Genomic DNA, 24,030 nt, shown 5'->3' with positions numbered 1-24,030 from the left:
CCTACTCCTCGCCTTCACCGTCCGCGGCGGGGCCCTGGGCCCCGGCGTCCGTGCTCCCGGCCTCGTCGGCGGCGACGGCGGCGTCGGCGGCCTCCTCGACCTCCTCCGCCTCCCGACCGGCTTCGGCGTTCCGCGCGATGCCGACCACGGCGTCCCGCTTCCCCAGGTTGATCAGTTGGACACCCATGGTGTCACGGCCCGTCTCCCTGACCTCGTCGACCCGCGTACGGATCACGCCGCCGCCGAGCGTGATGGCGAGGATCTCATCCGACTCCTCCACCACCAGCGCGCCCACCAGCGAACCCCGGTCCTCCACCAGCTTCGCCGCCTTGATGCCGAGGCCACCTCGTCCCTGAACGCGATAGTCGTCCACGTTCGTACGCTTCGCGTAACCGCCGTCGGTGGCGGTGAACACGAACGTACCGGGCCGCACGACATTCATCGAGAGGAGTTCGTCACCCTCGCGGAAGCTCATGCCCTTCACACCGGAGGTCGCGCGGCCCATCGGGCGCAGCGCCTCGTCCGTTGCGGTGAACCGGATCGATTGGGCCTTCCTGCTGACGAGCAGCAGGTCGTCCTCGGGCGAGACCAGCTCGGCGCCGATCACCTCGTCCGGCGAGCCGTCGGGCATCTCCCGCAGATTGACCGCGATCACGCCTCCCTGCCGGGGCGAGTCGTAGTCCTTGAGCACCGTCTTCTTCACCAGCCCGGCCTTGGTGGCGAGCACCAGGTACGGGGCGGCCTCGTAGTCCCGGATCGCCAGGATCTCCGCGATGTGCTCGTCCGGCTGGAACGCCAGCAGGTTCGCGACGTGCTGGCCCTTGGCATCGCGCCCGGCGTCCGGCAGCTCGTACGCCTTGGCGCGGTAGACCCGGCCCTTGTTCGTGAAGAACAGCAGCCAGTGGTGGGTGGTGGAGACGAAGAAGTGGTCGACGATGTCGTCCTCGCGCAGCCGCGCCCCGCGTACGCCCTTGCCGCCGCGCTTCTGCGCGCGGTAGTCGTTCGTCTTCGTCCGCTTCAGATAGCCGCCGCGGGTGATCGTGACGACGATGTCCTCCTCGGCGATCAGGTCCTCGATGGACACGTCACCGTCGAAGGGCACGAGCTGCGTACGCCGGTCGTCGCCGAACTTCGCGACGATCGCCGCCAGCTCCTCGCTGATGATCTGCCGCTGCCGCTCGGGGGAGGCGAGGATCGCGTTGTAGTCGTCGATCTTGGCCTGCAGCTCGTCGTGCTCCGCGGTGATCTTCTGCCGCTCCAGGGCGGCCAGCCGGCGGAGCTGCATCTCCAGGATCGCGTTCGCCTGGATCTCGTCGATCTCCAGCAGGTCCATCAGGCCCCGGCGCGCCACGTCCACCGTCTGGGAGGCCCGGATCAGCGCGATGACCTCGTCGATGGCGTCGAGCGCCTTCAGCAGGCCGCGCAGGATGTGCGCCCGCTCCTCGGCCTTGCGCAGCCGGAAGGTGGTGCGGCGGACGATGACGTCGATCTGGTGCTCCACCCAGTGGCGGATGAAGGCGTCCAGCGACAGCGTGCGCGGCACGCCGTCGACCAGCGCGAGCATGTTGGCGCCGAAGTTCGTCTGCAGGTCGGTGTGCTTGTAGAGGTTGTTCAGCACGACCTTCGCGACGGCGTCCCGGCGCAGCACGATGACCAGGCGCTGGCCCGTACGCGACGAGGTCTCGTCCCGGACGTCGGCGATGCCCGTCAGCCGGCCGTCCTTCACCCCGTCGGCGATCTTCTGCGCGAGGTTGTCGGGGTTGACCTGGTAGGGCAGCTCGGTGACGACCAGGCACTGCCGGTCCTGGATCTCCTCGACCTCGACCACCGCGCGCATCGGGATCGAGCCGCGGCCGGTGCGGTACGCCTCCTCGATGCCCTTGCGGCCGACGACCAGCGCGCCGCTGGGGAAGTCGGGGCCCTTGATGCGCTCCAGGAGGGCTTCGAGCAGCTCGTCGTTGGACGCCTGGGGGTGCTCCAGGTACCACTGCACCCCGTCGGCCACCTCGCGCAGGTTGTGCGGCGGGATGTTCGTCGCCATGCCGACCGCGATCCCCGCCGAGCCGTTGATCAGCAGGTTCGGGAAGCGGGCGGGCAGGACGGTGGGCTCCTGGGAGCGGCCGTCGTAGTTGTCCCCGAAGTCGACGGTCTCCTCGTCGATGTCGCGGAGCATCTCCATGGCGAGCTGCGCCATGCGGCACTCGGTGTAGCGCATGGCGGCGGCGGGGTCGTTGCCCGGGGAGCCGAAGTTCCCGTTGCCGTCGACGAGCGGCATCCGCATCGACCAGGGCTGGGCCAGCCGCACCAGGGCGTCGTAGATCGCCGAGTCGCCGTGCGGGTGGTAGTTGCCCATGACGTCGCCGACGACGCGCGCGCACTTGAAGTACCCGCGCTCCGGGCGGTAGCCGCCCTCGTACATCGAGTACAGGACGCGGCGGTGCACGGGCTTCAGGCCGTCGCGGATGTCCGGCAGCGCACGCGAGACGATGACGCTCATCGCGTAGTCGAGATAACTGCGCTGCATCTCCGTCTCGAGCGAGACGGCGTCCACGCGCAGCACGATGCCGCCGTCTTCGCCCTCGCCGTCCGGCTGCGGGTCGGGGTTCTGGGGAGTGAGCTCGTCGGCCATTGCGGGTCTTTTCTACCTTTTCGAAGAGGTCTCGAAGGCGGTCGGTCGCACCCGGGCGGGGAGCCCCCGGGAAACCCGGGCGGGGGGCCGCCCGGGCGGGGCCGACTCAGATGTCGAGGAAGCGGACGTCCTTGGCGTTGCGCTGGATGAACGAGCGGCGCGCCTCGACGTCCTCGCCCATGAGCACGGAGAAGAGGTCGTCGGCCGCGGCGGCGTCGTCGAGCGTCACCTGGCGCAGCACGCGGTGCGCCTGGTCCATGGTGGTGACCCGCAGCTCCTCCGCGTTCATCTCGCCCAGGCCCTTGAAGCGCTGGATCGAGTCGTCCCTGATCCGCTTGCCCTGCGAGCGGCCCAGCTCGATGAGCTGGTCCCGCTCGCGGTCGGAGTACGCGTACTCGAACTCGTCCCTGGTCCACTTGATCTTGTACAGCGGCGGCTGGGCCAGGAAGACGTGCCCGCCCTCGATCAGCGGGCGCATGAAGCGGAACAGCAGCGTCAGCAGCAGCGTCTGGATGTGCTGGCCGTCGACGTCCGCGTCGGCCATCAGCACGATCTTGTGATAGCGCAGCTTGCCGAGGTCGAAGTCCTCGTGGATGCCGGTGCCGAACGCCGAGATCAGCGCCTGCACCTCGGTGTTCTGCAGCACCCGGTCGATCCGGGCCTTCTCCACGTTGAGGATCTTGCCGCGGATCGGGAGGATCGCCTGGTACCGCGGGTTGCGGCCGGACTTCGCCGAGCCGCCCGCGGAGTCGCCCTCCACGATGAAGATCTCGCACTTGGACGGGTCGTTCGACTGGCAGTCGCTCAGCTTGCCCGGCAGCGACGCGGTCTCCAGCAGCCCCTTGCGCCGCGTCAGGTCGCGCGCCTTGCGGGCGGCCACGCGGGCCGTCGCCGCCTGGATGGACTTGCGGACGATGTCCGCCGCCTCGTTCGGGTTCCGGTCGAGCCAGTCCGTCAGGTGCTCGTGCGTGACCTTCTGCACGAAGGTCTTCGCCTCCGTGTTGCCCAGCTTGGTCTTCGTCTGGCCCTCGAACTGGGGCTCGCCCAGCCGGACCGAGATGATCGCCGTCAGGCCCTCGCGGATGTCCTCGCCGGTGAGGTTGTCATCCTTCTCGCGGAGCAGCTTCTTGTCCCGCGCGTACCGGTTGATCAGCCCCGTCAGCGCCGCCCGGAAGCCCTCCTCGTGCGTACCGCCCTCGTGGGTGTGGATGACGTTGGCGAAACTGTAGACGCCCTCGCTGTACTGCGTGTTCCACTGCATCGCGATCTCGACCGACATCAGCCGCTCGGTGTCCGCGGCCTCGAAGTCGATCACCGAGGGGTGCACCGGCTCGCCCTTGCGCGAGTTCAGGTGGCGTACGAAGTCGGAGATGCCGCCCTCGTAGTGGTACGTGACGCTGCGCGCCTTGTCCTCGTCCTCGTCGCCCGCGGTGTCCGCGCCCGAGGTCTGCTTGGCCGCCGCCCGCTCGTCGGTGAGCGAGATGGTGAGGCCCTTGTTGAGGAACGCCATCTCCTGGAACCGGCGCGACAGCGTCTCGAACGAGTAGTCCGTCGTCTCGAAGACGTCGCCGTCCGCCCAGAACGTGACCGTGGTGCCGGTCTCGTCCGTCTCCTCGTTCCGCGCCAGCGGCTCGGTCGGGATGCCCAGCTTGTAGTCCTGCGTCCAGCGGTAGCCGTCGGTCTTGACCTCCACCGACAGGCGGGTCGAGAGCGCGTTCACGACCGAGACGCCGACGCCGTGCAGACCGCCGGAGACCGCGTAGCCGCCGCCGCCGAACTTGCCGCCGGCGTGCAGGACGGTGAGCACGACCTCCACCGCGGGCTTGTTCTCCGACGGCACGATGCCCACGGGGATGCCGCGGCCGTTGTCGACGACGCGCACGCCGCCGTCGGCGAGCAGCGTCACCTCGATCGTGTCCGCGTGGCCGGCCATCGCCTCGTCCACCGAGTTGTCCACGACCTCCTGCACCAGGTGGTGCAGACCGCGCTCACCGGTCGAGCCGATGTACATGCCCGGGCGCTTGCGGACGGCGTCGAGGCCCTCCAGGACCGTGATCGCGTTCGCGTCGTACGCCGCGTCCTCGACGGCCTCCGCCTCCGCGCGGGCGTGCGCCCGTGCGGCCTCAGCGGCCGCCTCCGCGGCGCCGTCGGCGCCTGGAGGCACGTTCTCGCTGGCAGGGATGTTCTCGTTGGAGTTGCCGGAATCGGCCACGAAGCGCCCTTTCTGGCACAGCACGGGCCACTCTCCTGGCTGAGCGGGGAGCGGCCGCGTCGTTGTTGGTCAGCGTGTTCCGCAAGTGGGCGGGTTGCTCCCAGTCTACCGGTAGCCCACGACAGAATGGCGGTTTGCCGGTGCCTGAACCCGCATGTGGCGCCCTGAACATCTGCCCGCCGAGGGGGACTGCACACACCGGGGCCTGCAGAGCCTCTGAGCGCCACTCAGCGCTTCGGGGCGTCAACCTTCAGCTACTGTGACCGACCTCACTCCATCACAGGTTTACCGGCGGGGTTCAGCAGAAGGTACGGGGCTACCCGTACGTGTCCCCGGGCCCCTGGCTCCCCGGCGCCCGCAGCGGCCCGAAGCGCCGCCCGCCGCCCCCGGGACCCACCACTTTGATGAGCTTCACGGTGCCGTGGCCCAGCTCCTCGTTGAGCCGCGCCACCAATTGCGGCGCCAGCAGCCGCAGCTGCGTCGCCCACGCCGTGGAGTCGCACGCCACCACGAGCACCCGCTCCTGCTCGTCGTACCGCTCGGGCGCGCAGTGCTGCGCCACCTCGGGGCCGACGAGCTGCGGCCAGCGGCCCATCACGCCGCCCACCGCCGCCGGCGCCTCCCAGCCGCGCTCGGTGATCAGCCTGCTCACCGCGGCACCCAGCGGCAGCGGATCGCGGCCGTCGGCGCGGGCGCCCGAGCGCAGCCCGCCGCCGCGGCGGGCCTGCCGGCGCTGCTGCGCCGCCGCCCCCCGCGCCCGGGCCTCCGCCCGCGCCGCCCGCAGGGCCACGCGCGCCAGGTCGATCCCGGAGGGCTCGGGAGCGGCGGGGGACTCCGCGGCACCGGAGTCCGCGGCCGGGTCCTCGCGGGCGCCCCCGGGACGTACGGGCTCCTCGCTCATCCGCGCTCCACCCGCCCGTCGGCCACCGTGAACCGCGCCCCCGCCAGCACCTCCGGCACGTCCTCCGCCACCGCCGCCGTCACGAGCACCTGCTCGCCGGGCGCCACCAGCTCCGCCAGCCGCTCCCGCCGCCGCGCGTCCAGCTCCGCGAACACGTCGTCCAGCACCAGCACCGGCTCCCCGCCGCCCTCGCCGCGCAGCAGCTCGTACGACGCGAGCCGCAGCGCCAGCGCGTACGACCACGACTCCCCGTGCGACGCATAGCCCTTCGCCGGCAACTCGCCCAGCTTCAGCACCAGATCGTCGCGGTGCGGACCGACCAGCGTCACGCCCCGCTCGATCTCCTGCTTCCGCGCCTCCGCCATCGCCTCCAGCAGCAGGCCCGCGAACTCCTCGCGCGTACGCGCCTGCGCGAACCGCCCGCCCGCCGGCGACCTGTACTCGAACGCCGTCGGCCCGCCGCCCGGCGCCACCTGCTCGTACGCCTTGTCCACCAGCGGCTGCAGCACCGCGATCAGCTCCAGCCGCTGTGCCAGCAGCTCCGCCCCGGCCCGCGCCAGATGCTGGTCCCAGACGTCCAGCGTCGACAGGTCGAGCTGCCGCCCGCCGTGCCGCCGCGCCATCGCGGCCGTCTTCAGCAGGGTGTTGCGCTGCTTGAGCACCCGGTCGTAGTCGCTGCGCACCCCCGCCAGCCGCGGCGCCCGCGCCGTGATCAGCTCGTCGAGGAAGCGGCGCCGCTGATCCGGGTCGCCCTTGACCAGCGCCAGGTCCTCCGGCGCGAAGAGCACGGAACGCAGCACGCCCAGCAGATCGCGCGGCCGCACCTGCGAGGAGCGGTTCAGCCGCGCCCGGTTCGCCTTGCCCGGGTTCAGCTCCAGCTCCACGAGCTGCTGCCGGCCGTCCTGCGTCACCGCGGCCCGGACCACCGCACGCGCCGCGCCCATGCGCACCAGCGGCGCGTCCGCGGACACCCGGTGGCTGCCCAGGGTCGCGAGATAGCCGACCGCCTCGACCAGGTTCGTCTTGCCCTGGCCGTTCGGCCCGACGAAGGCCGTCACCCCCGGGTCGAGGGGCACCTCCGCCCGCTCGTACGAACGGAAGTCGGCCAGCGAGAGATGAGACACGTGCATGGCCCGACGCCGACCTCCCCAGGCACTCGGCCGATTCAGCTTCGATTCAGCTTGGGCGAAGAGCGGGCCGGCGCTCCCGCCGGCCGCCCGGCAGAGCTACTGCTCCTCCTTGACCGCGTGGCCGCCGAACTGGTTCCGCAGCGCGGCGATCATCTTCATCTGCGGCGAGTCGTCCTGGCGCGAGGCGAACCGGGCGAAGAGCGACGCCGTTATCGCCGGCAGCGGCACCGCGTGGTCGATCGCCGCCTCCACCGTCCACCGGCCCTCGCCGGAGTCCTCCGCGTACCCGCGGAGCTTGCCCAGGTGCTCGTCGTCGTCCAGCGCCCGGACCGCCAGGTCCAGCAGCCAGGAGCGGATGACCGTGCCCTCCTGCCAGGAGCGGAAGACCTCGCGCACGTCGGTGACCGAGTCGGCGGCCTCCAGCAGCTCCCAGCCCTCGGCGAAGGCCTGCATCATCGCGTACTCGATGCCGTTGTGGACCATCTTCGCGAAGTGCCCCGCGCCGACCTTGCCGGCGTGGACGGCGCCGTACTCGCCCTCCGGCTTCAGCGCGTCGAAGACGGGCTGCACCCGCGCCACGTGCTCGGCGTCGCCGCCGTACATCAGCGCATAGCCGTTCTCCAGGCCCCACACGCCCCCGGAGACACCGCAGTCCACGAAGCCGATGCCCTTCGCACCCAGCTCCCCGGCGTGCTTCTCGTCGTCCGTCCAGCGCGAGTTGCCACCGTCCACGAGCACGTCGCCGGGCTCCAGCAGCCCGGCCAGCTCGTCGACGGTCGACTGCGTGGCCGCGCCCGCGGGCACCATCACCCACACCACGCGGGGGCGGGCAGTGCGTCCACAAGCTCCCGCAGGCTGTGGACATCGGCCCGGTCCGGGTTCTGGTCGTACCCCACGACGGTGTGGCCCGCGCGCCGGATGCGCTCACGCATGTTCCCGCCCATCCGGCCGAGACCCACAAGACCGAGCTCCATCACTGCCCCTTCGTCCGTCTGTGCGTCCTGTCGGGTCCGAGCCTACGCCGGGCCGTCAGCCGCTCAGTCGCACGGGCATGATCAGGTACTTGTACGCCTCGTCCGCCTCGGCGTCGAGCGCGGGCTTGCCGCTGAGCAGCGCCGGCTTCGTCGACGTCGTGAACGAGAGCTGCGCGGCGGGAGAGTCGATCGCGCTCAGCCCGTCGAGGAGGAAGAGCGGGTTGAAGGCGATCGAGATGTCGTCGCCCTCCAACTGCGCGTCCACCCTTTCCACAGCCTGTGCATCGTCGCTCGACCCCGCCTCCAGGGTCAGCACGCCCTGCTCGAAGCTCAGCCGCACCGGCGTGTTCCGCTCGGCCACGAGCGCCACGCGCTTGACGGCCTCGACGAACGGCGGGGTCTCGATGACCGCCACCGAGTTGAACTCCGTGGGGAACAGCGTGCGGTACTTCGGCAGGTCGCCCTCGATCAGCCGCGTCGTCGTCCGCCGGCCGGCGCCCTCGAAGCCGATCAGGCCCTCGCCCGCGCCGGCGCCCGACAGCGCGAGCGTCACGATGTCGCCGCTGGTCAGCGACTTGGCCGTGTCCAGCAGCGTCTTGGCGGGGACGAGCGCCACCGAGGAGGCGTCGGCGGTCTCCGGCTTCCACAGGAACTCGCGGACCGCGAAGCGGTACCGGTCCGTGGAGGCCAGCGTGACCGTGTCGCCCTCGATCTCGATGCGCACGCCCGTGAGCACCGGCAGGGTGTCGTCCCGGCCGGCGGCGATGGCGACCTGCGAGACGGCGGCGGCGAAGACCTCGCCGGAGACCGTGCCGGTCGCGGTCGGCATCTCGGGCAGCGCCGGATACTCCTCCACAGGCAGGGTGTGGAGTGTGAACCGCGAGGAGCCGCAGACCACGGTGACCCGGACGCCGTCGGTGGAGATCTCCACAGGCCTGTTGGGAAGTGCGCGCGAGATGTCGGCGAGCAGCCGCCCGGAGACGAGGACCTTGCCGTCCTCCTCCACGTCCGCCTCCACGGAGACGCGGGCGGAGACCTCGTAGTCGAAGCCGGAGAGGCTGAGCGTCCCGCCGTCCGCGCCGTCGGCCTTCAGCAGCAGTCCGGCGAGCACCGGCGCGGGCGGCCGGGCCGGGAGGCTGCGCGCTGCCCACGCCACTGCCTCCGCGAGTACGTCGCGCTCCACCCGGATCTTCACGGAGACCGCCTCCTGGTGCTCTCGGCCCTTGCCGGCTCGGTTGGTGTGGGGGACCAGTCTGACGCACGGCACCGACACAGGGGGCAGGTCGGGGTCAACTCGTCGCTGCCGCTCTTGGAGGCCGTCGACCGCACTTGTGCACAGGCCCCGCTTCGAAGCGGATTCCGAGCTAGCTACGTGTAGAGGTAGTAGTAGGGCTTGTGGAAACCGTGGAAAACCCTGTCTGCGCAGGTCAGCCCGCGAATTTTGCCCACAGGCGGGTTGGGGACGAAGAGTGGATAACCCGCTGTTCCTGTGGACGATGCCCGGCTGTACACAGGCCGTTCACAGGCGGGGGCCACTTAGCCACAGCTCCGTCCCCAGAGTTACCCGGGTTTCTGCACAGCCAATCCTGCCTCTCGGTGTGACGGCTTTCACTCGACCTGGTGAAGGGGCGCGTTGCGTTGCCGAACAGTGGACAAACTTGTGGACAGGCTGTGTACAGAGCGGGGTTTTCTGTGGGTGAGTGGTCTTCCGCGGTGGACAGCGCTCGGCGCCGGTCGAGCCGGCGGACGGTGTCCACAGGGTGTGGGCAACGCTCGCCCACAAATCCACACCCCCATGAGCTGCGCGGACGCGAGTTGTCCAGACCGCGTCCACACCCGCCCGTGGGTAACTCGCCGATCCCCAGGGTGTGGACGGCGGAAAAGCCGCCGAGGTGTGGAGAAGTGCCTGGTCAGGGCCTGGAATCGAACAGGGCGCGGGGGCTCGGCTGTTCGGGTACGTGCCGGGGGCGCGCGGACGCGGCCGGACGCGTGCGGAAGACCTGTGCAGAACCGGCGGCCGGGGGACGCGTGGGAGCCCGGGAGGCGCCGTGGAGCGGCGCGGGGCGGGGCAGGGCGGGGGCGTAGGGAACGGCGGCGGGGCCGCTAGCTGTTCTTGATGCGGTTGGTCAGCTCGGTGACCTGGTTGTAGATCGAGCGCCGCTCGGCCATCAGCGCCCGGATCTTGCGGTCCGCGTGCATCACGGTGGTGTGGTCCCGGTTGCCGAACTGGGCGCCGATCTTCGGCAGGGAGAGGTCCGTCAGCTCCCGGCACAGGTACATGGCGATCTGGCGCGCGGTGACCAGCACGCGGCTACGGGAGGAACCGCAGAGGTCCTCCACCGTCAGCCCGAAGTAGTCGGCGGTGGCGGCCATGATCGCGGCGGCGGTGATCTCCGGGGCCGCGTCCTCGCCGCCGGGGATGAGGTCCTTCAGCACGATCTCGGTGAGCCCGAGGTCCACCGGCTGCCGGTTGAGCGAGGCGAAGGCCGTGACCCGGATCAGGGCGCCCTCCAGCTCACGGATGTTGCGGGAGATCCGGGAGGCGATGAACTCCAGCACCTCCGGCGGCGCGTTCAACTGCTCCTGGACCGCCTTCTTCCGCAGGATCGCGATCCGGGTCTCCAGCTCCGGCGGCTGCACGTCGGTGATCAGGCCCCACTCGAAGCGGTTGCGGAGCCGGTCCTCCAGGGTGATCAGTTGCTTGGGCGGCCGGTCGCTGGAGAGCACGATCTGCTTGTTGGCGTTGTGCAGGGTGTTGAAGGTGTGGAAGAACTCCTCCTGCGTCGACTCCTTGCTCGCCAGGAACTGGACGTCGTCGACCAGGAGGATGTCCATGTCGCGGTAGCGCTTGCGGAACGTGTCCGCCTTGCCGTCGCGGATGGAGTTGATGAACTCGTTGGTGAACTCCTCGGAGCTCACGTACCGCACCCGGGTGCCGGGGTAGAGGCTCCGGGCGTAGTGGCCGATGGCGTGCAGCAGGTGCGTCTTGCCCAGGCCGGACTCGCCGTAGATGAACAGCGGGTTGTACGCCTTGGCCGGGGCCTCGGCGACGGCGACCGCCGCGGCGTGCGCGAAGCGGTTGGAGGCGCCGATGACGAAGGTGTCGAAGAGGTACTTCGGATTCAGCCGAGCGGTCGGCTCGCCCGGTCCCGTCGCCGGGGCGGGCTGGGCGGCGAGCGGGCCGGGCGCGCCGCTGGGCGCGGGCAGCTCGACGTTCCCCATGGCCTGCACCAGGGGAGGGATCGGGGCGCCGGAGGGGCTGTGGCCGCCGGGGTGGCCGCCCGTGTGCCCGCCCGTGTGACTGCCGGGGTGCGCGTACCGGTCGTGGGCGGGGCGCTGCGCGAGGTGGTCGTGGGCCGAGTAGAAGTCCGTGCCGTCGGTCCCCGCCGAGGTGTCCGGCTGGGCGCCGGGCGGGCCCGGGTGGTGGTCGGCGCGGGGCCAGGCGGCCGGCGCCGGGCGCGGCTGCGCGTACTCGGGGTACGTCGGGGCGGCGGTGGGGAGGCGGTCGTCCCCGGGCGCCGGGCGGCTGTACGCGTCGTACGGCGGCTCGGGCAGCGGCCCGCCGTGGCTCTGGTGCGGCGGCTGGTGGCTCTGGTGCGTGGGCTGCGCGGAGGTGTGCGGCAGCGGCAGGTGCGGGGCGCCGGGGTGCGCGGCCTGCTCGTGCGCCGGCGGCTGCGGAGCCTGCGGGGAATGGGGTACGTGCGGGCCGTGCCCGCCCGACTCGGGGCCCGGCTGCGCCGGCGGGGCCTGCTGCGGCTTCGACTCCGGCTCACCCGGGCTGACGGTGACGGCCAGGCCGATGGGCTGGCGGCAGGCGTGGCTCAGCGCATCGGTGATCTTGGAGGCGAGACGGCCCTCGAAGACGCCCTTCGCGTACTCGTTGGGCACGGCCAGCACCGCGGTCCCGGCCACGAGGACGAGCGGCTGGCAGTCGCGCAGCCAGCGGTGGTCCTTGGCCTCGACGCCCTGTTCGTCCGCGAGTAGTCGCTCGAGCACGCGTGGCCACACTGCAGCGAGATCGGCAGGCAGGTCGGCCACGGGGCACGCTCTTTCAGGTCACGGCAGGTCACGAAGGTGTGATCTCGGGACGGGTGGGATGGATCCGCGCAAGGGTCGGAAGTCCAGCCACGGTAGTCACGCCGAGCTGCCCCATTCAAGTCGCTGTCCACAGGCTGTGCACAGTGTCCTGTGGCGTGTCGGCCGCACGGGGCGGGTTTGACCGGACGGCGGCCGCCCGCGTACCGTGTCGAGGTCGAGATGTCGACGGCTGCTGCCGCCTGCCTCCGATCAGTCTCAGGCCGCGACAGTGATCATGTCACGTGTCGGGCGATGACGAGCCGGCTCGAGGGCGCACGGTGGCAGCCGTTCGGCGCCTAACCACCCGTGACGAATCTCCTGGAGCCCCCGAGTGAGCAAGCGCACTTTCCAGCCGAACAACCGCAAGCGTGCCAAGACGCACGGCTTCCGGCTGCGTATGCGTACCCGCGCCGGCCGTGCCATCATCACGGCCCGTCGCAACAAGGGCCGCGCACGCCTGTCCGCCTGACCTCTTGGTGTGCTCGTGTTGCCCGCTGAGCACCGGCTGCGGCGGCGCGAGGACTTCGCCCGAGCGGTACGCCGCGGACGACGGGCTGGCCGCCCGCTGCTCGTCGTCCATCTGAACAGCGGCGGAGACCCGCATGCCGCCGGGGAGGACGCCTCCCCGACGCGTGCGGGTTTCGTCGTCAGCAGGGCCGTCGGACCGGCGGTCGCGCGCAACCTCGTCAAGCGTCGCCTGCGTCATCTCCTACGGGATCGGTTGGATCTGTTGCCCGCAGGTAGCCTGGTGGTCGTACGGGCGCTGCCCGGCGCCGCGGAGGCCGGCTACGACCGGCTGCGCGATGACCTGGACGCAGCGCTGGGGCGGTTGCTGGGAAGGGCGCCGCGATGAAGTATCCGCTGCTTTGGTTGATCAAGCTGTACCAGTGGACCATCAGCCCGCTGCTGGGGCCGGTCTGCAAGTACTACCCGTCGTGCTCGCACTACGGCTATGAGGCGATCAGGCTGCACGGTGCGGTCAAAGGCACGGGCCTGACCGCCTGGCGCATCCTGCGCTGCAACCCGTGGTCACTCGGCGGGGTCGATCACGTTCCGCCCCGTAAGCATCCGGTCTGGCACCAGCGGCTGCGCAGCCGGCTGGGCAAGACGCAGCCCAAGGCCCAAGGAGCCTGATTCGTGGACACGGTCCTCAAACCTCTCTATATCGCCGTTTCCTGGATCATCGTCCAGTTCCACTCGCTGTTCAGCCTGGTCTTCGACCCGGCCAGCGGCTGGGCATGGGGGCTGTCCATCGTGGCGCTGGTGGTCGTCATCCGGATCGCGCTGATCCCGCTCTTCGTGAAGCAGATCAAGGCGACGCGGAACATGCAGGTGCTCCAGCCGAAGATGAAGGCGATCCAGGAGCGCTACAAGAGCGACAAGCAGCGCCAGTCCGAGGAGATGATGAAGCTGTACCGGGAGACGGGTACCAACCCGCTCTCGAGCTGTCTTCCGATCCTCGCCCAGTCGCCCTTCTTCCTGGCGCTCTTCCAGGTGCTGAACAAGATCGCCGGTAACAACGAGGTCGGTGTCCTCAACGCCACGCAGGTCGCGGAGGCCCGGCAGGCCCACGTCTTCGGTGCCCCGATCGCGGCGAAGTTCATGGACAGCGCCGGCAAGGTGGAGAGCCTCGGCGCCACGCTCGCCGACGTGCGGGTCGTCACCGTCATCATGATCGTGCTGATGTCGGGGTCGCAGTTCTACACGCAGCGCCAGCTCATGACGAAGAACGTCGACCTCACGGTGAAGACGCCGTTCATGCAGCAGCAGAAGATGCTGATGTACATCTTCCCGGTCATGTTCGCCGTCTTCGGCATCAACTTCCCGGTCGGCGTCCTCATCTACTGGCTGACCACCAACGTCTGGTCCATGGGCCAGCAGATGTACGTGATCAAGCGGAACCCCACCCCGGGCAGCAAGTCCTACGCGCACCTGCTGGAGCGCATGCAGAAGCACGTCATCGACCGCGGCGGCGTGCGCGGCCGCCGCGACCGCTACGTCGTCAAGCAGATGGTCGCCAAGGGCAAGGACCGCAACGAGGACGAGCGGAAGTTCGTCTCCGCGCTCGCCAAGCACGACCTGCTCCCCCAGGCGGACGGCACCATCGTCAAGAGCGAGACGCCGCTGGCGGACGCCAAGCCCGGCGGCGGCGACCCCGGCCGGCGGCAGCAGCCGAAGCGGCAGTCGAAGTCCCAGCGCCGCAGCCACGCCCAGTCCGGCGGCTCCGGCCAGCGGCAGGAGGACGCGGACGGCGCCGCGGAGCCCGAGGACAAGAAGCCCGCGTCGAGCGCCGCGAAGAAGAAGGCGGGCGGCTCATCCGGCCGCGGCGGTGCGGGTGGCAACGCCCGTAACGCGAAGTCCGGTCAGCGCAAGGGGCCGCAGCGGCCCAAGCACCCGTCGAAGAAGTAAGAAGGAGTCCCCACGTGACGGACACCGCGTCCACGACCGGCGAAACCGGTTCGGACATCGAGGCCCAGCCCGAGCAGCCCGAGGCCTCGGCCGAGGACGTCCTGACGCGCCTGGAGCAGGAAGGCGAGATCGCCGCCGACTATCTGGAGGAGCTGCTCGACATCGCGGACCTCGACGGCGACATCGACATGGACGTCGAGGGCGGCCGGGCCTCGGTGTCGATCATCGGCGAAGGATCGTCGGACCGCCATCTGCAGAAGCTGGTGGGGCGCGAGGGCGAGGTGCTGGAGGCGCTGCAGGAGCTGACCCGGCTGGCCGTGCACCGGGAGACGGGCGACCGCAGCCGGCTGATGCTGGACATCGCGGGGTTCCGGGCACGCAAGCGCGCGGAGCTGACCGAGCTGGGCACCGAGGCCGTCGAGCGGGTCAAGGAGAGCGGCGAGCCGGAGAAGCTGCGGCCGATGTCCCCGTTCGAGCGCAAGGTGGTGCACGACGCGGTGAAGGCCGCCGGGCTGCGCAGCGAGTCGGAGGGCGAGGAGCCCGAGCGGCGCGTGGTCGTGCTCCCGGCCTGACCGGAACGTCGTTGCTCCACCCCTGGGCCGGTTGTTCCGACCGGCCCAGACTGCTCCCCTGCCACCCGCCATCGCCCGCCCGTGCTCCAGCGAGAGGACGTTCCCGTGTCCGAAGTAGCGGATCTTCCGCCGGCGCCGGAAGCCGCCGACAAGGTCTTCGGCGGTGCCCTTCCGGACGCGGTGCGCTACGCCGAACTGCTGGCCGACACGGCGGTGACCCGCGGGCTGATCGGCCCGCGGGAAGTCCCCAGGCTGTGGGAGCGGCACCTGCTGAACTGCGCGGTGCTCGCCGAAGTGGTGCCCGACGGCGTCGCGGTCTGCGACGTCGGCTCGGGCGCCGGGCTGCCGGGTATCCCGCTGGCCCTCGTCCGTCCCGACCTGCGGATCACGCTGCTGGAGCCGCTGCTGCGGCGCACCCGGTTTCTGCAGGAGGTCACCGAGCTGCTGGGGCTGGAGCAGCAGGTGACCGTCGTCCGCGGCCGGGCCGAGGAGGTCCTCGGCACGCTGGAGCCGGTCCATGTGGTCACCGCGCGGGCGGTCGCCCCGCTGGACCGGCTGGCCGGCTGGGGCGTTCCCCTGCTGCGCCCGTACGGCGAGATGCTGGCGCTGAAGGGGGAGAGCGCCGAGGAAGAACTGCGCGCCTCGAAGGCCGCGCTGCACAAGCTCGGCGTCACGGAGACCGAGATCGTGCAGGTCGGAGCCGATGTGGTGGACCCGCCGGCGACCGTCGTACGGGCCGTGGTGGGCGAGAGCCCCGGTGGCGTACGCTTCGCCGCCAAGCGGGCCCGCGCCGCTCGCAAGGGCGGTCGCGGTGGGCACGGCCGACGCCGTTAGTCTGCTCGTATCCGAAAGAGGGCCGTTCGGTCCATTAAAGCCGCCTACCGTACATACACCGGAGTGTCGCTGCGGTGGTACCGGCGGGGCTGTGCATCGTGTTTCACGTGAAACATCGTTCGTTGCTCCCCGGGATCCTCAGCCGAGGACGCGGTGCCGTAGAGGCCCGCGAGTCGGCTGTGGATAAGGAATCATCCACAGGAGAACGGGCCTCGCTGGTTCGCGACCCCGAAAGCATGGCAGGCTCTGTGCAGTGCGAGTCTGAAGTCGAGGAGAGTGAATCCTTGCGGTCCGACGCCAATGTCGCGGGGCCGATGGCCGATCCGGTCCCCGGTCCCCGCTCCGAATCGGCGGATGTTTCACGTGAAACACCGCCTCCGATGGACGACACTCCGATCGGCCGTGCCGCTCAACTCGCCGTAGAGGCGCTCGGGCGGGCCGGTCAGGGTCTGCCACGCCCTGAGCAGACCCGTGTGATGGTCGTCGCCAACCAGAAGGGCGGGGTCGGCAAGACCACCACCACGGTCAACCTGGCGGCATCACTGGCCCTGCACGGGGCCCGGGTGCTGGTCATCGACCTCGACCCGCAGGGCAATGCCTCGACCGCACTGGGCGTCGACCACCACGCGGAGGTGCCGTCGGTCTACGACGTGCTGGTGGAGGCCAAGCCGCTGGCCGAGGTGGTGCAGCCGGTCCCCGATGTCGAGGGGCTGTTCTGTGCGCCGGCGACGATCGATCTCGCGGGCGCGGAGATCGAGTTGGTCTCGCTGGTGGCGCGGGAGAGCCGGCTGAAGCGGGCGATCGACGCCTACGAGCAGCCGTTGGACTACATCTTCATCGACTGCCCGCCCTCGCTCGGCCTGTTGACCGTCAACGCCATGGTGGCGGGCAACGAGGTGCTCATCCCCATCCAGTGCGAGTACTACGCGCTGGAGGGGCTGGGGCAACTGCTCCACAACGTCGACCTGGTGCGCGGGCATCTCAACCCCCGGCTCCATGTGTCGACGATCCTCCTCACGATGTACGACGGGAGGACGCGCCTGGCCTCCCAGGTGGCGGACGAGGTCCGCGGCCACTTCGGCAACGAGGTGCTGAGGACCAGCATCCCGCGCTCGGTGCGCATCTCGGAGGCGCCGAGCTACGGGCAGACGGTCCTCACCTACGATCCGGGGTCGAGCGGCTCGCTCTCCTATCTGGAGGCTGCCCGCGAGATGGCCCTGCGCGGTATGCCCAGACAGGGCGAAGCTCATCACGAGCGGCACGACGGAGGGGCTCAGTGACGGAACGACGCAGAGGGCTGGGTCGCGGGCTGGGGGCGCTGATCCCCGCCGCTCCCACTCCCGCCGATGACTCGGGACCGCTGGTCGGTGGCGCCACCATGTCGCCGGGAGCGGTGCCGGTCATAGTGTCGGAGCGGGCGCCGCAGCCCGAGCCACAGGAGTACGAGGAGCAGACGCCGCCGGAGCACGCCTACGAGGCGCCGCCGGCCGTCGAGGGTGCCGCGGACAGCGGCGAAGTGGCCGGTGCGCACTTCGCCGAGGTTCCGCTGGACGCCATCACGCCGAACCCGCGGCAGCCCCGCGAGGTGTTCGACGAGGACTCCCTCGCCGAACTGGTCACCTCCATCCAGGAGGTCGGGCTCCTCCAGCCGGTCGTCGTCCGCCGGCTGGGCTCGGACCGCTATGAGCTGGTCATGGGTGAGCGCCGCTGGCGTGCCTGCCGTGAGGCGGGCATGGAGCGGATTCCCGCGATCGTCCGCGCCACGGACGACGAGAAGCTCCTCCTGGACGCGCTGCTCGAAAACCTGCATCGAGCACAGCTCAACCCGCTGGAAGAGGCCGCCGCCTACGACCAGTTGCTGCGGGACTTCGAGTGCACGCACGACCAGCTCGCCGACCGGATCGGCCGCTCCCGTCCCCAGGTCTCCAACACGCTGCGGCTGCTGCGGCTCTCGCCGCCCGTGCAGCGGCGGGTGGCGGCCGGGGTGATCTCGGCGGGCCATGCGCGGGCGCTGCTCTCCGTGGAGGATGCCAGCGAGCAGGACCGGCTGGCGCACCGCATCGTGGCCGAGGGGCTGTCGGTGCGGGCCGTCGAGGAGATCGTGACCCTGATGGCGTCGGAGCCCAAGACCGGGCGCCGGCCGAAGGCGCCGCGTGCGGGCAACCGGATGTCTCCGGCGCTCACCGATCTGGCGTCCCGGCTCTCCGACCGCTTCGAGACCCGGGTGAAGGTCGACCTGGGGCAGAAGAAGGGAAAGATCGTCGTCGAGTTCGCCTCGATAGAGGATCTGGAGCGCATCCTCGGATCGATGGCGCCCGGCGAGGGCAGGGTGCTGGAGAAGAAGCTGAGCGACGAGGACGCCGACGAGGACGAGTGACGCCTCCCCTCGAACTTCACGAGACAGGCCGCGGAGGGAATCCGCGGCCTGTTTTGTCGTCTCCGGATACGATGCATACGGGTATCGAGGGGGATGCCGGTGAAGGAGAGGATCGGGCTGCATGGGGCGAAGGCTCGTACCGCTCACCCTGGACAATCTCCCGGACTTTCCCCGGCGGTGCCGCTCCTGTGTCTTCTGGGAGCTGGATCCTGTCAGCGGTGAAGCCGCCGTCAAGTCCGGGCACCCGGAGCGGGAGAAGGAGGCATGGATCTCCTCCGTCCTGCTGGAGTGGGGCTCCTGCGGCCGGGTCCTCTACGTCGACGATGTGCCGGCCGGGTTCGTGATGTACGCCCCGCCCGCCTACGTGCCCCGCTCCCTCGCCTTCCCGACGAGCCCGGTGTCGGCGGACGCCGTCCAGCTCATGACCGCGTGGCTGAACCCGGGATATCAGGGGCAGGGCCTGGGCCGGACCCTCGTCCAGACGGTCGCGAAGGATCTGCTGCGCCGGGGCGTCAAAGCCGTCGAGGCGTTCGGGGACGCGGCCTGGAAGGAGCCCGCGTGCGTGCTGCCGGCGGACCATCTGGTGGCGGTCGGCTTCAAGACCGTACGCCCCCACTACCGCCATCCCCGGATGCGGCTGGAGCTGCGCTCCGCGATCTCCTGGAAGGAGGACGTGGAGCTGGCGCTCGACAAGCTGCTCGGCGGCGCACGCAAGGATCCGGTGCTGCGGCCGCTCTGACCCCGCGTCCCGGCACGACGAAGGGCCCGTCCCTCACAGGGACGGGCCCTTCGTCTGCCGGCGGCTGCGTTTCACGCGCCGCGCGCACGTTTCACGTGAAACGAGGTTCGCTTCGTCAGCCGATGAACTCGCTGAGATCGCGCTCCAGGGCCGTCTTCGGCTTGGCGCCGACGATGGTCTTCACGACCTCGCCGCCCTGGTAGACGTTCATCGTCGGGATCGACATGATCCCGTACTTCGCGGCCGTCGCCGGGTTCTCGTCGATGTTGAGCTTGACGATGGTGATCTTCTCGGGGTTCTCCGCGGCGATGGCCTCCAGCGACGGAGCGATCTGGCGGCACGGGCCGCACCAGGCAGCCCAGAAGTCGACCAGTACGGGCTTGTCGCTCTTGAGGACCTTCTCCTCGAAGTCCGCATCGGTTGCGGTCACCGTGGCACCGGCCATGGCGTACTCCTTACGTCGTTGTGCGTTGATGGCTGCTCGGTCTCAGACGGCGTCTGCGACCTTCTCCGGCTCCGCCGACTTCTCCTTGTCGGCGATCGCGGCGAGGTAGCGCTCGGCGTCCAGCGCCGAAGAGCAACCCGTCCCGGCGGCGGTGATCGCCTGGCGGTAGGTGTGGTCGACAACGTCGCCCGATGCGAAGACCCCGGGGAGGTTGGTGCGGGTGGAGGGGGCGTCGACCGTGAGGTAGCCCTCCCCGTCGAGCTCCAACTGCCCCTTGAACAGCTCCGTGCGCGGGTCGTGCCCGATGGCGATGAAGAGACCCGTGACCGCGATCTCGGACTCCTCGCCGGTCTTGGTGTTCCTGAGGGTGAGACCGGAGAGTTTGTCGCCGCCCTGGATGGCGGCGACCTCGCTGTCCCAGATGAACGAGATCTTCGGGTCCGCGAAGGCCCGCTCCTGCATCGCCTTGCTGGCGCGCAGGCTGTCCCGGCGGTGGACGACCGTGACGCTCTTGGCGAAGCGGGAGAGGAACGTGGCCTCCTCCATCGCGGTGTCACCACCGCCGACGACCACGATGTCCTGCTCGCGGAAGAAGAAGCCGTCACAGGTGGCACACCACGAGATGCCCCGGCCGGACAGCTCGTCCTCCCGGGGCAGCCCCAGCTTGCGGTGCTGCGATCCGGTGGAGACGATCACGGTCCGCGCGCGGTGCACCGTGCCCGCGGTGTCGGTGACGGTCTTGATGTCGCCGGTGAGGTCCACGGACACCACGTCGTCGGGGACGAGCTCGGCGCCGAAGCGCTCCGCCTGTGCCCGCATGTTGTCCATCAGATCCGGGCCCATGATCCCGTCGCGGAAGCCCGGGAAGTTCTCCACGTCCGTGGTGTTCATAAGCGCGCCACCCGCGGTGACGGCGCCTTCGAAGACCAGCGGCTGCAGCGCGGCGCGGGCGGTGTACAGCGCGGCGGTATAGCCCGCCGGCCCCGAGCCGATGATGATCACGTTGCGAACGTCGCTCACGGACTCTTCCTTGTCTACGACCGGCTGCCTGAAGGGGTGGGGAAACGCTTGCGTCCTGTCCCTCTCACCCACCCAACGGATCCTACGGGCCGGACATTCCCGCGGGCGGGTGGGCGCGGCTCAGGGTCGCTGGAAGGTGTCGCTGTGCAGAATCTCGCCCGGCTGGTCCGGGGAGGCTGCGCAGGAAGAATCCACCACGTAGGCGTCCACTCGCTGAGCGTCGCCGGGGTGCGCCAGCACGACGACGTAGGCGGGGGTTCCCTCGTACGTGTCGGTCTCGGCGGCGAGCGGCGCCTCGGAGCGGTTGACGGCGGCCCGTACGCACTCGGGCACCTGCGAGTCGTCCCCCTCGGCGACGAACGGGTCGTCGCCGGTGTCGGCCGTGCCCTCGCCGGCGCCGCCGCCCTCGCGTCGCTCGGGCTGCTGGAGCATGCCGAGGACGCGGGTCTCCAGTGAGTCGGCGTCGAGCGGTCCCTGGCTGCCGGCGCTCGGCGCGACCTTCGGGGCGTTCTGGGACTGCTCTTGGTTGGCCGTCATGTCTGCGGCGCTGTCGTCGTTGCCGCCGCTCTCCGGGAGCTGGAAGAGGACGACGGTGAGCGCGACGAGCGCGGCCGCCCCGGCGGCGCCGAGGAGGACGCGCGGCCAGCGCCGGGCGGGCCGGCCGGGGCCGGTGGCGTCCGCACGGTGTGCGGCGGGCCGGCGGTGCGAGCGGCGGGGTCGTGTTTCACGTGAAACAGACTCGCGCGGCGCGGGCACCTGGGTCTCCGGCGGCGCGGTTTCACGTGAAACATCGACGGCGGAGACATCGGCGTCGTAGCGCGCCTCGGCCGCCAGCGCGGCGTCGATACGCCCCGCGATCTCGGCAGGCATCGGGGCGGGCTCCGGGAGGCTGCCGAGGAGCCCGCGTACGCCGTCGAGGGCCTCCCGGATCTCACGGCAGGTGGCGCACTCGTCGAGATGGCGGTGGAGCTGCTGGGTGCGGGCGGGGGAGGTCAGACCCTCGGCGAGGTCGGCCAGTTCTTCGACCTCCGGGTGCCCGTCGTCGGCGCCGGAGGACCGCGGGGGCTGCGTCATGGCTTCTCACCTCCACCCTTCGCGGCGCGTACGTCGTGCTGCTCTGCCGTCGGTGGGACGGATGTCCCCTGCGCCGGGTTCCGTCCGCCCGCCCCGGAGTCGGCGGCGGAGAGCCGCAGATGACGTACGAGAGGGAGGAGACGGGCCCGGCCGCGGGCGCAGCGGCTCTTCACGGTACCCGCGGGAACGCCGAGGATGTCGGCGGCCTCCGCGACGGGATAGCCCGCCATGTCGACGAGCACCAGGGCGGCCCGCTGCTCCACGGGCAGGGTCGCCAGTGCCTCGCGCAGCTCCCGGCCGGTGTCCTCCCGCTCCGCGGGCGCCTCGGCGGACTCCTCCGGCTCCAGCAACTGCTCGAAGTGCTCGGTGTCCGCGACCGGTGCCGCGCGGCGGCTGGCGGCCTTGCGGGCCCGGTCCAGACAGGCGTTCACGGTGATGCGGTGCAGCCAGGTGGTGACGGCGGACTGGCCGCGGAAGGTGTGCGCCGCGCGGAAGGCGGAGAGCAGCGCGTCCTGCACCGCATCCGCGGCCTCCTCGCGGTCGCCGAGGGTGCGGAGCGCCACGGCCCACAGCCGGTCCCGGTGGCGCCGGACGATCTCGGCGAAGGCGTACGGGTCCTCACCGGAGACATGGCGGGCGAGGAGTGTGCGGTCGTCGACGTCACCGCCGCTGGCGTTCTCCAACGCCGACCCCTCCCCCTGATCGAGTACTGCGCGCTCAGCTCCGAATCCGGATGTCGGAGATCTTGCCACGGAAGTTGCCCTCGTTCGACGGCGGAATCTCCGTGAGCCACAGCAGAACGTACTGGGTGACGACCGGCTTGGTGGGCTTGAGCGTCAGATTGGTGCCGTCCGCCGCGTCGAACTCCTCGAAGCCGGAGAGGTCCGTCGGCATCGACCCGGTGTCCTGCGGGGTGGCCATGGCCGTCAGCTTGCTGTCGCCGATGAGGGACACCTTCACGCTGCCGACGCGCTGGGGCTCACCGAGATCCAGGACCAGCCCGACGCCCTCCTTGAGGTTTCCGAAGACCGCGCTGGTGTACCACTTGGTCTCCCAGTAGCTCGATGGGTCGGCGTCGTAGGCCGCGGGCACGCTGCTCGGGGACTCGCTGCCGGTGCCGTACGGGTCGAAGTCCCGGGCGCTCTCGATCTCCACCGGCTTGCCGCCCTCGCGGCCGCCGCCGGAGCCCCCGCCCCCGCCGCCGGGCTCGGCCGCCGAATTGCCGGTGTCGCCGCCGCGGCCGTCGTGGTTGATGAGGGCGTCGGCGAGCTGCCAACTGCCGAGGGCGAGCGCGACGATCAGCAGCACGGACACGCACCACTTCACGGCCTTCCCGGTCCGCCCCGGCAGCGTGGGCGGGGCGGGCGGCGGCACGGCGGCGGCGGGGCGCGCGGCGGGCCCGGGGCGGCCGCCGCTCTGCGCGTAGCCCTGCTGGTACGTCGTCTGCTGGTACGGCGCGGACCGCGGGTACTGGGGCTCCGGCGGGCGGATGCGCGGCAGCTCGGCGCAGGCGGCGCTCAGCTCCGCGGGCGTCGTGCACGGCCGCGGGTGCTCCGCGGCGGCGGGGGAGCCGGCCGCGAGCGCGCGCATCGCCAGCTCCGAGAGCCCGCGGTGCACCCCCGCGCGCACCTTCTCCGGCGCGATGAGGCCCACGTGCTTGGGCAGCCCGGCCAGCCCGTAGGCGTCCCCCTCGTACGGCCAGCGGCCCGTCAGCGCCGCGTACAGCAGCGCGCCGACGGCCTCGGTGTCGGTGCGCTGCGGGTCGTCCGCCTCGGTGCCGTGCAGCGCCGCGTGGATGGAGAGCCCGCGGATGCGCCACTGCCCGCTGCCCGTCCGCAGCACGGCCGACGGGGTGAGCCTCAGGTGCGCGAGGTCCTTGCGGTGGGCGGCGGCCAGCGCCTGGGAGACCTGCGTGACGAGTTCGTACGCCTCGTGCGGCTCCATCGGCGCGCCGCCGGCGAGCAGCGTGGACAACTCGGTGGCGTCGGGGAGCCATTCGTGGACCACGTAGACGACGTCGTCCTCCTCGACGGCGTCGAGGACCTGGACGAAGCGCGGGTCGCCGATGAGGGCCGCGGCGCGGGCGGCGTCGAGGACGGCCTCGGCGTGGTCGTGCCCGGCGGCCAGGACGTGGATGCCGACGGCGCGGCGGAGTTTCTCGTCGACCGCGCGCCAACTGCTGAAGCCGTCGAGGCGGGTGACGCACTCCTCCAGCCGGTAGCGGTCGGCGAGCTTGTGGCCGCTGTGCATGTCGGCGACCGGAACGCCGGCCCGCCGCGGCCCCTCGGGCGCGGGCGGCTCCCCTGCCGACGAGTCCGGGGCGGGCGGCTCCGCGGCGGCCGGCCGCGTATCACCGGCTTCTGTCTCGGCGGCTGCCGCGGCGCCGGAGTCGGGGGCTGCCGCGGCACGGGCCCCGGCAGCGGGCGCCTCCGCGGCGCCCGTTGGGTCTTCCGTGTCCGCCGCCTCAGTCGTGTCGGCCGCATCGCTGCGGTCGGCCGCCGAGCCGTCGACGGCTGCCGTGCTCCGTTCCGCCACCGCCGTTCCTGCCTCCCCAACTCTCGTGTCGTACAGCCGCGCCATGACAATTGTGCCCACAGCCTCACGTCATCCACGACACACGGCGATGACGGAAGGTTG

At 71.0% G+C, this 24,030-nt stretch carries 20 protein-coding genes and 1 pseudogene; 9 read left to right on the top strand and 12 right to left on the bottom strand.

Translation table 11 applies throughout. The features are described 5' to 3' along the window. Position 1: 1 nt before the first annotated feature. The 7 genes and pseudogenes from gyrA to dnaA all read right to left on the bottom strand — a co-directional run bounded on the left by gyrA (position 2) and on the right by dnaA (position 11,884). Positions 2 to 2,629, bottom strand: coding sequence for a DNA gyrase subunit A (gyrA, locus tag DMB38_RS17180; RefSeq protein WP_125935928.1), 2,628 nt, complete (start codon positions 2,627 to 2,629; stop codon positions 2 to 4). A 106-nt stretch (positions 2,630 to 2,735) separates the two neighbouring features. Then, a complete protein-coding gene (gene gyrB, locus DMB38_RS17175) occupies positions 2,736 to 4,865 on the bottom strand; it encodes a DNA topoisomerase (ATP-hydrolyzing) subunit B (RefSeq protein ID WP_125935927.1) in 2,130 nt (709 codons plus the stop codon). A gap of 292 nt (positions 4,866 to 5,157) precedes the next feature. Next, a complete protein-coding gene (locus tag DMB38_RS17170; RefSeq protein WP_125935926.1) occupies positions 5,158 to 5,742 on the bottom strand; it encodes a DUF721 domain-containing protein in 585 nt (194 codons plus the stop codon). Further along, positions 5,739 to 6,872 carry a DNA replication/repair protein RecF gene (recF, locus tag DMB38_RS17165; RefSeq protein WP_125935925.1) on the bottom strand — a complete coding sequence of 378 codons (1,134 nt, stop codon included), beginning with the start codon at positions 6,870 to 6,872 and terminating at the stop codon, positions 5,739 to 5,741. The genes DMB38_RS17170 and recF overlap by 4 nt, the downstream gene beginning before the upstream one ends. Positions 6,873 to 6,968: 96 nt before the next feature. Continuing rightward, a pseudogene (gene gnd / locus DMB38_RS17160) lies at positions 6,969 to 7,846 on the bottom strand (phosphogluconate dehydrogenase (NAD(+)-dependent, decarboxylating)). A gap of 55 nt (positions 7,847 to 7,901) precedes the next feature. Continuing rightward, positions 7,902 to 9,041: a DNA polymerase III subunit beta gene (dnaN, locus tag DMB38_RS17155; RefSeq protein ID WP_047020125.1), complete on the bottom strand. Its 1,140-nt coding sequence runs from the start codon at positions 9,039 to 9,041 to the stop codon at positions 7,902 to 7,904. A gap of 908 nt (positions 9,042 to 9,949) precedes the next feature. Continuing rightward, a complete protein-coding gene (gene dnaA, locus DMB38_RS17150) occupies positions 9,950 to 11,884 on the bottom strand; it encodes a chromosomal replication initiator protein DnaA (RefSeq protein ID WP_125935924.1) in 1,935 nt (644 codons plus the stop codon). 370 nt (positions 11,885 to 12,254) lie between these two features. Here dnaA and rpmH point away from each other — a divergent pair, with 370 nt between their 5' ends. From rpmH to DMB38_RS17105, 9 genes are all read left to right on the top strand, one after another. Next, positions 12,255 to 12,392: a 50S ribosomal protein L34 gene (rpmH, locus tag DMB38_RS17145; RefSeq protein WP_125935923.1), complete on the top strand. Its 138-nt coding sequence runs from the start codon at positions 12,255 to 12,257 to the stop codon at positions 12,390 to 12,392. Between the two features lie 15 nt (positions 12,393 to 12,407). Next, positions 12,408 to 12,776: a ribonuclease P protein component gene (rnpA, locus tag DMB38_RS17140; RefSeq protein ID WP_047020124.1), complete on the top strand. Its 369-nt coding sequence runs from the start codon at positions 12,408 to 12,410 to the stop codon at positions 12,774 to 12,776. Next, positions 12,773 to 13,057, top strand: coding sequence for a membrane protein insertion efficiency factor YidD (yidD, locus tag DMB38_RS17135; RefSeq protein ID WP_018838819.1), 285 nt, complete (start codon positions 12,773 to 12,775; stop codon positions 13,055 to 13,057). The genes rnpA and yidD overlap by 4 nt, the downstream gene beginning before the upstream one ends. A 3-nt stretch (positions 13,058 to 13,060) precedes the next feature. Further along, positions 13,061 to 14,332 (top strand): membrane protein insertase YidC, encoded by a 1,272-nt coding sequence (gene yidC / locus DMB38_RS17130; protein ID WP_125935922.1) that lies wholly within the window; start codon positions 13,061 to 13,063, stop codon positions 14,330 to 14,332. A gap of 56 nt (positions 14,333 to 14,388) precedes the next feature. Next, complete coding sequence (locus DMB38_RS17125) at positions 14,389 to 14,904, top strand: R3H domain-containing nucleic acid-binding protein (RefSeq protein ID WP_125939095.1); 516 nt, start codon at positions 14,389 to 14,391, stop codon at positions 14,902 to 14,904. Positions 14,905 to 15,009: 105 nt separating this feature from the next. Further along, complete coding sequence (rsmG, locus tag DMB38_RS17120; RefSeq protein ID WP_047016799.1) at positions 15,010 to 15,738, top strand: 16S rRNA (guanine(527)-N(7))-methyltransferase RsmG; 729 nt, start codon at positions 15,010 to 15,012, stop codon at positions 15,736 to 15,738. A 236-nt stretch (positions 15,739 to 15,974) separates the two neighbouring features. After that, positions 15,975 to 17,018: a ParA family protein gene (locus DMB38_RS17115; RefSeq protein WP_078898328.1), complete on the top strand. Its 1,044-nt coding sequence runs from the start codon at positions 15,975 to 15,977 to the stop codon at positions 17,016 to 17,018. After that, entirely contained in the window at positions 17,015 to 18,115 is a 1,101-nt protein-coding gene (locus DMB38_RS17110) for a ParB/RepB/Spo0J family partition protein (protein WP_206337703.1), read from the top strand. The genes DMB38_RS17115 and DMB38_RS17110 overlap by 4 nt, the downstream gene beginning before the upstream one ends. A 121-nt stretch (positions 18,116 to 18,236) precedes the next feature. Then, positions 18,237 to 18,854 (top strand): GNAT family N-acetyltransferase, encoded by a 618-nt coding sequence (locus tag DMB38_RS17105; RefSeq protein WP_125935921.1) that lies wholly within the window; start codon positions 18,237 to 18,239, stop codon positions 18,852 to 18,854. A 115-nt stretch (positions 18,855 to 18,969) separates the two neighbouring features. Here the strand turns inward: DMB38_RS17105 and trxA are convergent, their stop codons facing one another. The 5 genes from trxA to DMB38_RS17080 all read right to left on the bottom strand — a co-directional run bounded on the left by trxA (position 18,970) and on the right by DMB38_RS17080 (position 23,928). Next, positions 18,970 to 19,329 (bottom strand): thioredoxin, encoded by a 360-nt coding sequence (gene trxA, locus DMB38_RS17100; RefSeq protein WP_346429540.1) that lies wholly within the window; start codon positions 19,327 to 19,329, stop codon positions 18,970 to 18,972. A gap of 12 nt (positions 19,330 to 19,341) precedes the next feature. Continuing rightward, positions 19,342 to 20,319, bottom strand: coding sequence for a thioredoxin-disulfide reductase (trxB, locus tag DMB38_RS17095; protein WP_047016795.1), 978 nt, complete (start codon positions 20,317 to 20,319; stop codon positions 19,342 to 19,344). A 120-nt stretch (positions 20,320 to 20,439) separates the two neighbouring features. Beyond that, a complete protein-coding gene (locus DMB38_RS17090) occupies positions 20,440 to 21,393 on the bottom strand; it encodes a hypothetical protein (RefSeq protein ID WP_125935920.1) in 954 nt (317 codons plus the stop codon). Next, a complete protein-coding gene (sigM, locus tag DMB38_RS17085; protein WP_047016793.1) occupies positions 21,390 to 22,076 on the bottom strand; it encodes an RNA polymerase sigma factor SigM in 687 nt (228 codons plus the stop codon). Before sigM ends, DMB38_RS17090 begins: the two co-directional genes overlap by 4 nt. Positions 22,077 to 22,110: 34 nt before the next feature. Then, complete coding sequence (locus DMB38_RS17080; protein WP_125935919.1) at positions 22,111 to 23,928, bottom strand: protein kinase family protein; 1,818 nt, start codon at positions 23,926 to 23,928, stop codon at positions 22,111 to 22,113. Positions 23,929 to 24,030 lie beyond the last annotated feature (102 nt).

Source organism: Streptomyces sp. WAC 06738, assembly GCF_003945505.1.
Lineage (GTDB): Bacteria > Actinomycetota > Actinomycetes > Streptomycetales > Streptomycetaceae > Streptomyces.
This window is presented reverse-complemented; position numbering and strand designations above follow the sequence as displayed.